At 58.4% G+C, this 12,111-nt stretch carries 17 protein-coding genes; 8 read left to right on the forward strand and 9 right to left on the reverse strand.

The features are described from left to right. Positions 1-518: 518 nt before the first annotated feature. The 3 genes from CIK76_RS17460 to CIK76_RS17465 all read right to left on the reverse strand — a co-directional run bounded on the left by CIK76_RS17460 (position 519) and on the right by CIK76_RS17465 (position 2,032). Positions 519-947 (reverse strand): hypothetical protein, encoded by a 429-nt coding sequence (locus CIK76_RS17460; protein WP_128471010.1) that lies wholly within the window; start codon positions 945-947, stop codon positions 519-521. Then, positions 940-1,590 carry a hypothetical protein gene (locus tag CIK76_RS19180; protein WP_141393610.1) on the reverse strand — a complete coding sequence of 217 codons (651 nt, stop codon included), beginning with the start codon at positions 1,588-1,590 and terminating at the stop codon, positions 940-942. The genes CIK76_RS17460 and CIK76_RS19180 overlap by 8 nt, the downstream gene beginning before the upstream one ends. Positions 1,591-1,786: 196 nt before the next feature. Beyond that, positions 1,787-2,032: a hypothetical protein gene (locus tag CIK76_RS17465; protein ID WP_096288823.1), complete on the reverse strand. Its 246-nt coding sequence runs from the start codon at positions 2,030-2,032 to the stop codon at positions 1,787-1,789. 428 nt (positions 2,033-2,460) lie between these two features. On the opposite strand from CIK76_RS17465, the gene CIK76_RS17470 reads away from it, so the two are divergent. Together CIK76_RS17470 and CIK76_RS17475 are read left to right on the forward strand one after the other, a co-directional pair. Continuing rightward, a complete protein-coding gene (locus CIK76_RS17470; RefSeq protein WP_096288825.1) occupies positions 2,461-2,745 on the forward strand; it encodes a DUF6355 family natural product biosynthesis protein in 285 nt (94 codons plus the stop codon). Between the two features lie 57 nt (positions 2,746-2,802). Then, on the forward strand, positions 2,803-4,035 hold the full coding sequence (locus CIK76_RS17475) for a glycosyltransferase 87 family protein (RefSeq protein ID WP_096288827.1): 1,233 nt from the start codon (positions 2,803-2,805) through the stop codon (positions 4,033-4,035). Positions 4,036-4,095: 60 nt separating this feature from the next. Here the strand turns inward: CIK76_RS17475 and CIK76_RS17480 are convergent, their stop codons facing one another. The 5 genes from CIK76_RS17480 to CIK76_RS17500 all read right to left on the reverse strand — a co-directional run bounded on the left by CIK76_RS17480 (position 4,096) and on the right by CIK76_RS17500 (position 8,098). Further along, positions 4,096-4,998 (reverse strand): serine hydrolase domain-containing protein, encoded by a 903-nt coding sequence (locus tag CIK76_RS17480; RefSeq protein ID WP_176484297.1) that lies wholly within the window; start codon positions 4,996-4,998, stop codon positions 4,096-4,098. 277 nt (positions 4,999-5,275) lie between these two features. Then, entirely contained in the window at positions 5,276-6,100 is an 825-nt protein-coding gene (locus tag CIK76_RS17485) for an alpha/beta hydrolase (RefSeq protein ID WP_217990432.1), read from the reverse strand. 43 nt (positions 6,101-6,143) lie between these two features. Next, positions 6,144-6,893 carry a class I SAM-dependent methyltransferase gene (locus CIK76_RS17490; RefSeq protein ID WP_096288833.1) on the reverse strand — a complete coding sequence of 250 codons (750 nt, stop codon included), beginning with the start codon at positions 6,891-6,893 and terminating at the stop codon, positions 6,144-6,146. Beyond that, positions 6,890-7,618 carry a VOC family protein gene (locus tag CIK76_RS17495; protein WP_096288835.1) on the reverse strand — a complete coding sequence of 243 codons (729 nt, stop codon included), beginning with the start codon at positions 7,616-7,618 and terminating at the stop codon, positions 6,890-6,892. Before CIK76_RS17495 ends, CIK76_RS17490 begins: the two co-directional genes overlap by 4 nt. 9 nt (positions 7,619-7,627) lie before the next feature. Continuing rightward, a complete protein-coding gene (locus CIK76_RS17500; protein WP_096288939.1) occupies positions 7,628-8,098 on the reverse strand; it encodes an isoprenylcysteine carboxylmethyltransferase family protein in 471 nt (156 codons plus the stop codon). A 149-nt stretch (positions 8,099-8,247) separates the two neighbouring features. On the opposite strand from CIK76_RS17500, the gene CIK76_RS17505 reads away from it, so the two are divergent. The 4 genes from CIK76_RS17505 to CIK76_RS17520 all read left to right on the forward strand — a co-directional run bounded on the left by CIK76_RS17505 (position 8,248) and on the right by CIK76_RS17520 (position 10,322). After that, entirely contained in the window at positions 8,248-8,712 is a 465-nt protein-coding gene (locus CIK76_RS17505; RefSeq protein WP_096288837.1) for a phage tail protein, read from the forward strand. A gap of 114 nt (positions 8,713-8,826) precedes the next feature. Beyond that, positions 8,827-9,582, forward strand: a complete 756-nt coding sequence (locus tag CIK76_RS17510) for a hypothetical protein (protein ID WP_096288839.1) — start codon at positions 8,827-8,829, stop codon at positions 9,580-9,582. Between the two features lie 17 nt (positions 9,583-9,599). Then, on the forward strand, positions 9,600-9,959 hold the full coding sequence (locus CIK76_RS17515; RefSeq protein WP_096288841.1) for a nuclear transport factor 2 family protein: 360 nt from the start codon (positions 9,600-9,602) through the stop codon (positions 9,957-9,959). A 12-nt stretch (positions 9,960-9,971) separates the two neighbouring features. Beyond that, the gene (locus CIK76_RS17520) at positions 9,972-10,322 is read left to right on the forward strand and encodes a TfoX/Sxy family protein (RefSeq protein ID WP_096288843.1); all 351 of its coding nucleotides are present in this window, start codon (positions 9,972-9,974) and stop codon (positions 10,320-10,322) included. Between the two features lie 13 nt (positions 10,323-10,335). Here CIK76_RS17520 and CIK76_RS17525 read toward each other — a convergent pair whose 3' ends face one another. Beyond that, positions 10,336-10,920, reverse strand: coding sequence for a DapH/DapD/GlmU-related protein (locus tag CIK76_RS17525; protein ID WP_096288845.1), 585 nt, complete (start codon positions 10,918-10,920; stop codon positions 10,336-10,338). A 94-nt stretch (positions 10,921-11,014) separates the two neighbouring features. Between CIK76_RS17525 and CIK76_RS17530 the strand changes: the two genes are divergently transcribed. Both CIK76_RS17530 and CIK76_RS17535 read left to right on the forward strand, forming a co-directional pair. Further along, positions 11,015-11,608: an N-acetyltransferase gene (locus CIK76_RS17530; protein ID WP_255248532.1), complete on the forward strand. Its 594-nt coding sequence runs from the start codon at positions 11,015-11,017 to the stop codon at positions 11,606-11,608. 162 nt (positions 11,609-11,770) lie between these two features. After that, positions 11,771-12,067 carry a Fe-S cluster assembly protein HesB gene (locus tag CIK76_RS17535; protein WP_096288849.1) on the forward strand — a complete coding sequence of 99 codons (297 nt, stop codon included), beginning with the start codon at positions 11,771-11,773 and terminating at the stop codon, positions 12,065-12,067. Positions 12,068-12,111: the final 44 nt, after the last annotated feature.

The following is a 12,111-nucleotide window of genomic DNA, read 5'->3' on the forward strand; positions in this document are numbered from 1 at the left end:
TCTCAATTCTGAAGAGCCACTTAGTGGTCTCACTTGACTTGAAAATTTCCGGACCGACAAATAACGCTAGATTCTCCTCAGCCCACACGTTAAGGATTTCGCCGAGCTCGTTCAGTGGCGGGAAAATGCCGTTATCCCTGATGCTCTCTTCTCATAGTGACTGGCTGAACCACTGCTCAGGAAGAGCAATATGAGCAGCAGCGAGGAGAGAATCAAGAGAGCATGAATCAAATTCGAACTGCGGCTGCGAAGTACCACGGTACGACTCTATGCATTGTTGTCACCTCAATGTCGAAATGTGTTAGTTGTCTTCTTTTGCAGTTTTCCCTAGTCCCGTTGTTTCGCGGTGAGTGTGCTTCGTGCACGCATGAAAATGCTCCCTCAAAAGTGTCGACTTTTTACAGTCCAATTTTCGGGGAGCAGTTCATTTCACAGTCCAACTATCGGGGAGCATTCCACTTATAGGAGTGGATTGCACCATCTACTGATGCACAGTTCGTGCACGCGTGTATTTATCCTTACTTGAGCAGACTATTCACGAGCTGAATAGGGGTGGACTCTTCGAGGAAGAAGTACAAGTAGATTTTCAAAAGTAGGCTATCCATTTCCTCTGAAGAGATAAGACGGGCTTCGGGGGCACGAAGCGAAACCACTATGGAAGCGACATTCATGATGGCTTTATTATGCTCACCTCTGGAAAGGTTCTTGTTTCTGAAAGATTCCAGATACAGAAGAGCCAGATGGCGCAATACGTCTACATCTGCTTTGCTGTTAGTCGCAATCGTTGAATTCGTGGCACGATTCATTGCGTCAATTGCCACGTCAACTTCAGGTAACGGCAAGCACTGCTGATTCAGTTTGAGAAGAGCATGTTCTGTGAATATTGGGTCTTGATGGCCATTCGCAGAATAGTCAACCTCACTCCGCTCTCCTGGGAAATTATCCACCACAGTTGTATCGCCTCCAGCCTGAAGCGCCTGTTGCGATGTAGCCTTTGCCAGCGATGGTTACACGTCCTTGTGACACTGTATTGAATTCAGCAACATAGCCGGTTTTGCACGTGTAATCAGTTTCAACTTCGTTGTGGAACTCTGTTTCACTGGCGACAATGGTTCCGCTACCTGGAGCTCCGGCTTTCTTTTTATGGATATCTAATTCGATTCTGTGCGAAAAGGCTTGGTCGCAGCGGTTGTGCGCCCATCCGGACACATGGCTGTAGTTGCTGCTGTTCGGGGTATGGTACTCACCTGTTACTAACTTGCACCCACCAGGCAAAGCAAATGTTGTTGCTGCTTTATTCGAAGATGCTTCAGGCACATACTCGGTAGAGCTCACACTAAGAATGACTCCTCCTCCATCCTGCTCTACTCGTTCTGCAAGCAATTCCAAAGCCTGCTTCTCATCTTGGTTCAATCTGTCCACATCAACGTAGGAAACATCTACCTTGACGTTGCTGGCGTCAATCCCAAAATGCGAAATCGGCTCTACTGAGTCGGTGGGGCTATTCGTTGCTGCAATAGCTGGGGTCACCATCAAGGAAGACGCCAATAGAGCTATTGCGGCGATGGAGCCAAAGGTTTTAGATTTCAAGAGATGAAACCTTTCTTGTGTTGGAACGCTGTCTGGTCGTCGAGAGACGGTGAGGTCATCTTGGATATGAACTCAATTTTAATAGTAAAGGCAAATGTGTAAATCGTCATCTAGGTTATGACTTTTTCGGCTCTTCAGGGTTCCGGGTGTAATCGCGATCTAAAACCACCGCTATTGACTCACCCTGAAAAACTGATCAATTTCCAACCTGACGAATGAGTTCGTCCAACCTGTCATCGCGATCCTGCAAGGCTTGTTGATCATCTAGAGAACGCGTCACGATCTTCTCTTCTCCCCCGCGAAACAGCGTCGTATCGCCGACTTCGAGCCAAGCTGCATGCTCACCCTTGCCGTGGTATTTGCCTTCACAGGAGCACGTGCAGTCATTGCCTTCAGCTGTCTGGTATCTCGTATCGCACTGCTCGGCCGTGCTGTAGTGCATCTCAATGAATACGAGTCCATCGCGGATAGCGACCGCTTCGGCAACGTCCGTTAGATGTTGACGTGCGATCGTCCAATACCCTTTCCAGCCCGGTTCCCCAGGAGGGGCCCCAACCCATGTCGGTCGGATGGCAGCGCCAGTTGCCGTTCTAAACAGTTCCCTGTTCGTCGGCTGTCCAGTTCGGGGAGCGCGCAAACCCCTTACCTGAATCCGACCCCTAAGTGGGCGAATAATTGTCGCAGTCATAAAGGCATATTACAGACCCACCTACTGCTCTAGCCACCGATTCCAGAAGGTGTCCGCCCCTTAGTCCAGATATTTGATTTGCGTATCCTACACTCAAAATATTTAAATATCACTACTAGTTTAAAAATCTAAATATACATATTTTGGTCTTGTCACTGCATCTCAAAAGGGAAGGTAAGACAATGATCGGATTGAAGAAACGCCTCACAGGAGCCGCATTAGCGCTGGGCATTATTGCTTCGGGCGCAATTGTAGCGGCCCCTGCCGCGCAAGCTGCCACCTGCGGCTATTACGCAAGCGGGGGATACAGCTACTACAACCACTGCGGTTCTGGCAATGCCTACATCCAGATTGACCAGGTTGTAGGAAACTACGAGCAGTGCGTCGGTCCAGGCACAACTCTGCTGCGGAAACAGGACGGTGGAATCTACTCAATCACCAACGCCTTCTATCTTCGCTCTTGCTAATTGTCATAGAGTGAGTAGAGAGAATCTCTACCCAATAGACAAGTAAGGTCGTTGCCAGTGCTAAAGCAGAAATACTTAATTCAGTATCTTCTCCCGCTGGCAATGACCTTACTTTTTCTGTGTCTGGCGTTATCTCGCGTGACCTACATGCCCGTAGATTTTTTTGTCTACTACGACGCGGCGCGGCAGGCTTTCACTACCGAGAATATCTACGCTCACAATATTTTCAGCGGACAGTTGCCAGATGAGGGGTTGCCGTTCGTCTACACCCCTTTCACCCTTTTACTCATCCAGCCTTTCGCTTGGCTCCCACCAATGCTGGCCTGGGTGGCCTGGACCTTCGTCATGCTTTGCGGACTCGCTTGGGCGCTGAGATTCCTCGCCCGCTCTATCAGCCAGGATCCCTCATCCAAGTTTGTTATCGCCCTGTTTCTCCTGCTGAGCGGAACGACAGTGATCGCTCAGCATCTTGCTTTCGGACAGATCAATATCCTGCTAGCTGTTGCCTGCCTCTATGATCTAGCGGCTAACAAGACACAGCGGATTTCTTGGCTCCCACGTGGCTTATTGACGGGCATTGCAGCAGGAATCAAGCTCACTCCGGCATTCTTTCTGTTTTATCTTTTGATCACTCGCCAGTTCCGAGCAGCAATGTGGATGTGTGCAGGAGGTCTGGGAACCCTGGCCATCGGCGCTGTACTCTTCCCCGTAAATACATGGCATTATCTGAGCGTGGAGATCCTGTCGCTAAGCGACAAAGTAGATCTGGGCAGCAACTTCGCAACGAGCGGGAACAATTCCATTTCCGGCGCTCTCGCATACTTTTGGCCGGATGCACCCCTAGCAGTCAAAGCCTTCTTCATCTTAGGCGTAGCCACGACAGCTCTGGCCCTTGCTTACCGCTTACACAAAGCACAGCGAACACTCGATGCAGTTCTTATAGCCGGTGCAAGCATCCAATTGCTCTCACCGGTTAGCTGGATACACCATTGGGTGTTCCTGGTGTTTATTGTCCTGCGTCTCTCCCTGAACGCCCGCACCCGGCGCTGGGGATTAACAGGACTGCTCTTTCTTCTTATGCAACCAACCGACCTCGGAGATTGGATGCTCACGTCGCTACCTGAGAATATTATTCTCACTGCGATTGGTACAGCCCTCCGCGAAGGTTTGCTCCTGCTGACGCTGGCTTTGGGAGTCGTTCTCGCTCTGCGGACTAGTTCGTTCGAAATCTCAGAAACAGGTACTTCTAATCCTGCACGACTACCCGAGGGCCAAAGCAGCAAGCGATAGTCTTAGAGCGGATCAACCAGCTCAAAAACCATCGTTTTCGGTGTGGCATCTACTGCGTCCTCACCGAGGATTCACAGCCGCCACGCAACGACGAATCAAATCCTGATCTTCACCTTCCTGCACGCTCGTAGCTCCGCACCAGCGAGAACCATCGGAACTGACCGCAGTGAAGTGATTAAACCCTGGGCCTTGCCCACCGTGCCCAACAACTACTGGAGGTAGACCGCGCGTCATAAGTCCCAGCCCGTATCCAGCTTCCGGCGACATTGGATGATTCTGCGGAGCACCAACCAAATGGGTTTTCAACATTGCTTCAGGCAAAGCCGACCCCAGCTCATTTCGCATGATTAATGCAATACCGCGTGCAGCTTCATCGGGCGTGGCAGCGAAAGTTCCGGTGTACACCCATCCTGGGTTGTAATTGCGCAGTTCTTCAGTGATCGCGGGATGATTGCACTGTTCCCAATCATCAGGGCAATCAAAAGGGGACGCTTGAATACCAAGAGGGCTAAAGATCAAGCTGTCGAGCACGTTGTAAAAAGGCTTCTGGTGGAAATCTTCGAGAGCTAAGCGTAAAAGTAGATACCCGATATTTGAATAGCGAAATACGCCGGGGTTTTGCACCTCTGCACGAGCGATAATGTCCTTTGAGTCCCAGGGTTCTGCGGCGTTTTCTACTGCTGCTCGATAGTCCGGCCAAACAAAGTAATCATTGAGCCCGGAACGGTGAGAGAGCAAGTCTTCGAACGACAGAGACTTCAAATGCGCAGGTAACCAGACTAGGCGATCACCGATGTGTTGTTGAGGATTAAACGTCAAAATAACGGCGGCGGCGGTGTAGGATTTCGCGATGCTGTAAATAGGGACCGTATGCTGCATGTCTCCATTCTGACACCCGGTACCGACAAAAGGGAGAAGTGCCCAGCTGAATCGGCTTCCTAAACGATCGTATTCGGTGCGCATATTCGGCATTCTAAGATCAGGAAAAGATCGTTCCGATTCACTCCCTCAGAAAAATCAACACGCCTCTGCACATCGGTGTACTGCGCAAACGGCTTCCCCGAACTGTCCCGTAGAACGTTCCCCCTGCTGGGACTGCACGAACCGACTCTTAGAGCTGCAACTAAACCGCCAATTAAAGTTATCAGTCACACCGGAGGTTTTCATCTGACGCAACGAATCAGAACTCCCGGAAGTAGTGGCAAGTCCTGGCAGGGTGCGGCGAGGATACCGGCGAGCGCTAGCCGCTAGTAGTGAGCGTCGCGGTCCAGCGCGCCAACGCCTGGGCGAAAATCTCGGGCTGGTCAATATGCGCGTTGTGTCCGGCACGGTCCAGTTCGAGGAAGGAAGCGTTGGGGTAGCGGACCAGCAGCGCCTTGGCGTCCTCGAACCCGACGATGTGGTCTTGCCTTCCGCAGGCGATGAGCACCGGAATCTGCGAAATCCGCTCGCGGTCCACCGGCAGCGTCTCCAAGAAGTAGCGGGTGGACAGATGCGCCATGGCGCGCAGGTCAGCGGCGAGCACTCCGGGCAGCACATGGCGCTCGAATTGTTCCCAGTTCGCGCGGGTCTGGATCACCGACATCTGCGCGTAGTGCCCGGCATTGACCGGACCCAGCTCCTCGAGCAGCAGTTCGTCTTCGTGCAACACGCTGCGCGCCGGCACCGTGCGTTCCTCGGCCGCCGGTCGGGTCACCGGCGCCAGCAGCACCATGCCGCGCACCTGGGATTCGAAGCGGTCTGCCATCTCCTGGGCGAGCAGGCCGCCGAGCGAATTGCCGATCAGCGCGAACGGGCGTGCCCCCAGGTGGTTTTGCAACAGCTTCTGGAGCCAGGCGGCGAATTCGGGCAGGCCGGCGCGGCCCGCCAAGGCTGGAGTCCCACCGAATCCGGGCAGGTCGATGTAGATGCGCTGCAGGGTGCCGGCAGTTTCCAACTGCTCATCGAGGGCGAAGAGGATCCGGTGGTCCACCCCGTTGCCGTGCACCAGGACCACCGGAAATCCGGTGCCGTGGACCGCGGCGATGCCCTCGGGCAGGGGTTGGGCCGGCTGTTGCTCTCTCACGATGTTTCCTTGCCTTTGGTGGTTCGCTCCAATGGAGACGAGACTAATCGCTCGTGTCGCGCCGGGCAATGAACACGAACTGCCGCCCGGGCCTATCCGGAGCATCCTGCACCGTCTGAACCGAGAATCCCGCGGCTTCCACCGTGCGCGTCAGCTCTTGGCGAGTGCGGTAGCGAAGTGTGGAATGCGAGACCAGTTCGCTGCCCTCCTGCTCGAAGCGAAAGGTCTCACGGAAGCTGAGCAACTCATCGGCGTAGTCCAGCACTTCGATCCAGGTGCTGACCGGCCCCAGCCGATCGATCAGAGTCGTTTCGCGGGTCAATTCCGGCGTCCAATTCAGCCAGGCACGCGCTTCGGGCCGCCGTGCCTCGAAAATCAGCCGCCCGCCAGGTTTCAGCAACTGCGCGATGCGCTCCAGGGTCTGCTGCCACTGGAGATCGCCGGTGAAAACCATCGCGACATTTGCGGTCATCACCGCCACGTCATAATCTCCTGTCGGCACGTCCGCCACCGTCCCGTGCACCCATTGCACCAGCGGTGCCTGGGGCTTGGCGCCGGCCACCGCCAAGCTGGCGCCCGCAGGATCGACCCCCGTGACCTGCAGTCCGCGCGCGGCCAGTTGGCAGGCGAAGGTTCCGGTCCCGCAGCCCACGTCCAAGATCTTGCGCGCACCCAACGAGTCGATGATCTGCGCATAGGGCTCCAGATCGCTGCGGTCGGCATCAAGCGGGTCATAGAGCTCGGCGAGGCGCGCATCGACGAAGCAAGCGTCGGCTTCAAGCTCCTGGCTCATAGGTCATTTCCCGCCGCTGGCAGGACACAGAATTCGTTGCCCGAGGGGTCCTGATAGACGCGCCAGGGCAGTTCGCCCCAATTCGGATGCAATTCCGTGCCACCGCGGCGCACGATCTCTCGGGCGAGCGCCTCGGCATCATCGGCGGCTTCCAAACGCACGTCCAGGTGCAGTCGATTCTTTTCCGGTCCCTTGGCCAGCGGTTCGGGGCATATTTCCAGCACCGGCCCGCGATAGCTTGGATGGCGCAGCGTTCCGGGCCGGCCAAGCGCGGTCTGCTCCCAGCCGGTGAGCCAGGACCAGAAGGCGGCGTCGCGACGCACATCGGAGGAATCCAGGGGCAGCGCGGCGATAGGTCCGGTATTGCTATAGCTTGCGCGGCCTTCCATGACGCAGAAGGCGTTGTCTTCAGGATCGCCCAGCACCACCCAAGGGACATCCTGCTGCCCGATATCCTTGGGACTCGCGCCCAAGGCGAGCGCGTGGGCGATCACCTGTTCTTGCTCCTGGCCACCGAGCAGGTCCAGATGCAGCCGGACCGGATCCCGCGGAGCTTCGGGAACACGTTGAAAGCACAGGTCGAGGGTCGGCCCGTCGGGGATGTGCAGGCGCGTTTCGAATCCGCTGGCATCCTCGTCCAGAAATTCGCAGCCCAGCAGCTCCTGCCAGAATCGGCCGAGACGCTGCGGATCCACCGAGTCAAAAACGATGTTTTCCAGGTACATGCGCCCAGCCTACCGTGCGAGCAGTCGCTGGATCGTGCGCCCCGATACCCACCGCGGGACCTGCTCCTGGTAGCGGCGATAGCGCTGGCCGAAGGCCCTTTCGAGCGCTGCTTCCTCGGCGGGAATCTGCACCCTGTCCAGCAGCAGCACAACTCCCGCGGCCGGAAGCAACGCCAGCGCGCTGCGCCGCCACAGGGCGTGCGCTACGAGCAACCCCGCCAGGCTCAGATACATCGGATTGCGAGTCAAGGCGTTCGCCGAGTCCGTCACCAGATCGTTCATCGAGTCCAAGGCCATCGGGTTGATGGTCGTTTGCCGGCGGCGGAAGGCCCGGAGGCTGGAGATATCCAGCGCCAAGCAGACCGGCAACAGCAATCCCGCGAATACTCGTGAGCGCGGCGAGCTGTGGCGATGGCGCGACAGGAGCGCCTGCAGCGCACCGGCGCCCAGCGCTAATACCGGCGGTGGAATGCGCAGCATCGACATGGCTCCTCTAATTCGCGGCTCCGTCTAATGCTTCGATGCTACGCTCCCGGCTAGAATTTCGCGCCCCTGCCCATCTCGTGAACAGGCACAAGCAAAGGTAGGATCGGCATAACCGGTCGGCCCAATATTTTCCAGGAGCATGCATGTCCTATCTAGTCGATTTCAAAGAGGTGAGCACCGCGGGTCTGGAAAGCTCACCGGTGGCCGATGCCCTCGCCGGATTGCGCGCCAATGAGGCCCGGTACCTGAAGAATAAGTTCGACCACGACCTCTTGCTCAGTGCCGCCCAAGACGTCCCCGAAATTGTCGACTGGGTGCACCGCATCCTCGCCGACGAACGCGACCTGCAGATCGCATCCCCGGTGCTGCAGGCGAGCCTCTTCGAAGCCGATGGCGCCAAACGCGCCTACCTCTTCTACGAATCCGGTCTCTCGATCAATGTGCACTACTCCCTGGCACCCGGTGCGAAGCGTGCGGTGGGATTCAAGCTCTCCGAGGGGATGGACGTGCCCGAGGAACTTGCCCAGCGCTTCAAATTCGCCCGGCAGAAGTCGAAACTTGCCGGAACTATCCGCGGATCCTACTTCGTGCTCAAGGGCGAATACTAGCGGTCCGGCGGAGCTCCCTAGCCAGCTATCGGAATCGGCTCTAGGCTAAGAGCCACCGGGCCACGCTTCGGACCCAGAAGCGGCTCAACTCACCGCACCGACGAGGATATGAGCATGTCGAGTTCCAGCACCCCGACCTCCGATTCCACCGCATCTGGTTCGCCGCCGCGGATCCGGCGGCGGATCTTCGCTTGGGATCCCGGCCGCGACACCGTCATTGCCTTGGGCACGCTGCTGGCGTTCTGGGCCTGCTATTGGGCCGGCAGCGCGTTCGGCGGCGGGTTCTTGATTGTCGGCATCCTGCTTTTCGGCACACTCATTCCGGCGCTTACCGTGCTTAGGAAGCGTCGGGAAGGCTGGGCCGGGCTCGGCATAACCCGCAGATTCCTTCTCCGCTCCCTGATCATCGCCGCGCTCCTCGGGGCCGGCTCCGCCTACCAGCTCATCACCACTGCCGCCGCGCAGCAGGTCGAGCTCCTCCCCCACCTGCTAGCCAACCTGTTGGTGTTTTGGGAGCCCTTCTTCGTCTTCGGCTGGCTCTATCTACGCTGGGAACGCGCCTTCGGCTGGCTGCCGGCCATCGCGCTCACCGGCCTCGGTTTTGCCCTGCAGCATGTGGGATCGGTTCCGCTGCCGGTGGCGCTGAGCTTCGGATTGATCGCCCTCGCCTTCGCCATCGTCTTTGCCTGCGTGCGTAACCTCGCGATCCTCTGGCCGCTGTTCTACCCCGTGGCCAGCGGCATCGGCACCCTGCAGTCGGGCTTGGCAATGGGCTGGGACGGTGTCGGCTCCGGCGCGTTCCTGCTTGCCGCGCAGGCAGTGATCCTCTTTTTCGTCGTCCGCGGCCTCCGCACAAAACTGACCTTCTAAATCCCAAGGAACCCACCATGGAGCAATCCTCAGCGTTGGAAATCGTCAAGAACTATCATCGGGCCTGGACTTCGGGCGATGTCGAGCTGGCGATGAGCTATGTCGCCGAGGCCATCACCTGCCGGGCGCCGGGCCTCGATCTGGAGGGCAAACAGGCCTACCGGCAGTTCATCGCCGGGTTCGCGCCGCTGCTGACCGGTACCGCGCAGATCGCCGAATTCGCCGAGGGCAACCGCGTGGCGCTGTTCTACTACCCGCAGACCGCCAGCACCTCCTCCGCCGTGGCCGGCGAATGCTTTACCGTCTCCGACGGCCAGATCAGCGACAGCGTGCTGGTCTTTGACCGGATGTCCTATGCCCCGCCCGAGCCCCGCTAAGCGAGGGCAGAGATGATGCACACGGCCCAGCAGCTGCTCATCGAGCGCATTCGCGAGAAATTAGCCGGCGAGCCGGTCCTGCGCGAGGTATCGATGTTCGGCGGCCACTCATTTATGGTCAACGAGAAACTACTGGTCGGCGCGCTCAAGGAAGGGGCGTTATTGGTTCATGTTGCCCCGGCGAACCACGCCGAGCTCTTGCTGAGCCCCGGAGCCGGCCAGGCGGAAATGGGCACCGGACGGAGCATGGGGCCGGGCTGGATCCAGGTGGACGCCGCGAGCCTCGAGAAGGACGAGGCTTTGGCTTCGTGGCTGGGCACAGCCCTGGAATTCAACCGTGCGCTGACCGGTGGCGGCCGCTGAACCCGACGTTGGACTACTCTTGCGGTACGCTGCCCACCTGCTTGGCGGGCACTCCCACGACGATGGCCCCGGCCGGCACGTCCTTGGTCACCACCGCCCCGGCACCGACCACCGCGCCATCGCCGATGCGCACCCCGGGGAGCACCGTCACATTCGCGCCAAGCCAGACGCCGGCGCCAAGCACCACCCGTGCCGGGTGCATATCCGCGCGCCGGCTGGGCACGATGTCATGGTTCAACGTGGTGATCACCGCGTTATGCCCGATCAGCGACCCCTCGCCGATCTCGATCCCGCCCTGGTCTTGGAATCTGGCGCCGCTGTTGACGAACACGTTCTCGCCGAAGTGGATATTCTTGCCGAAGTCGGCCGTAAATGGCGGAAACAACTGGACGGATTCTGGCACCTCTCTCCCGGTCAGCTCGCCGAGCAGCGCACGGACCGCCGCGGGCGAGTGGTAGCTTCCGTTCAGCTGAGCGGCGATGCGCAACGCCTCCTGGCTCGCGGCATGCATCGCCTGGTGATGCCCGGAACCTCCGGTGATGCTCTGGCCCGCGTTCAGGGCGGTTAAAAGTTCCTCGAGTCCTGCAATGTTGCTCATGGTCTTACGCTAGCGCACCGCGCATGGACTTCGGCCACAATTTCCCTGCAAGCAATCTATGCTGGGTTGCCCCCTTCGCCGTCAGGAGCTGCCCGTGTTGATCACCGATCCGAACGCACCGATTCCCGTTCAATTGCGCAACGAGGAGTTCTTGCTGCGTCCGCTCACCGCCGAGGACGCCGCATTGGACTACGCGGCGGTGATGGAAACCCGCGAGTCCTTGCGGCTCTGGGAGCAGGACCCGTGGCCGGCCGATGACTTCAGCGTGGCGGAGAACCGCGAGGACCTCATCGAGCATGAGCGCTTCCACAAGGAGCATCGCGCCTTTACCTACACGATGCTCGATCCCAGCGAAACCGAGTGCCTGGGCTGCGTGTACGTCTACCCGCCCGGCGCCAAATTCCTGGCCAAATCCACCGTGAGCGCGGTGGGCCCCGGCGCCTGGGCGGAGCTGGAGGCGGTCATCTATTTCTGGGTTCGTGAATCGCGGCTGGAATCCGGGCTCGATGAACGCCTCTTGGCTGCGCTGCGCCAATGGTTCGCCGAGCAATGGCAGCTGCGCGACACCGTGTATGTCATCAGCGAGCCCTACGCACATCAGCTGCAATTGATCGAGCGCAGCGACCTGGAACTGCGGTTCAGGGTGCGCGAGCCCGGGAAATCCGCGCCCTACCTCGCCTTCGGCTAGAGCCCTGCGCCGCCTTTGCGAAGGAGGAGGGTACCGGAGAGCTCGGTGATGCGTATGCGTATTTCGCAGGTGTTAAGCGGGGTTGAGATTCGTGCTTGTTTTTGGAATGGTGGCACCCACGTGCCCTGATCTTGGCATGTCCGCAACCGGAAGGAGAGCCTCGTGCTCACACTGACCGACCAGGCAGATACGATCGTTACCGCGATCGTCACCAACCAGTCCGAGGCAGCAGATGCCGGACTCCGAATCCATCAGTCCGAAGGTGCCGGAGCACCGAACGAAGCAGCCTTCGCGGTGCAGATCGTTCCCGCACCGGAACCAGCCGACGTGGTAGTTCGCGGCGAAGGAAGCCCGGTTTACCTCGACGAGCTGATCACCGATGAGCTCGACGACAAGGTGCTCGACGCGGCCGTAGACGAGCAAGGCGCCGTCAGCTTCCAGATCCTCCCTAAAAGCTAACCTCGGTTCGCTCCTTAAGCTTCCCGCGAGGGTCGCCCAGCCGG

Origin of the sequence: Glutamicibacter sp. BW80 (assembly GCF_002332385.1) — a bacterium.
GTDB lineage: Bacteria > Actinomycetota > Actinomycetes > Actinomycetales > Micrococcaceae > Glutamicibacter.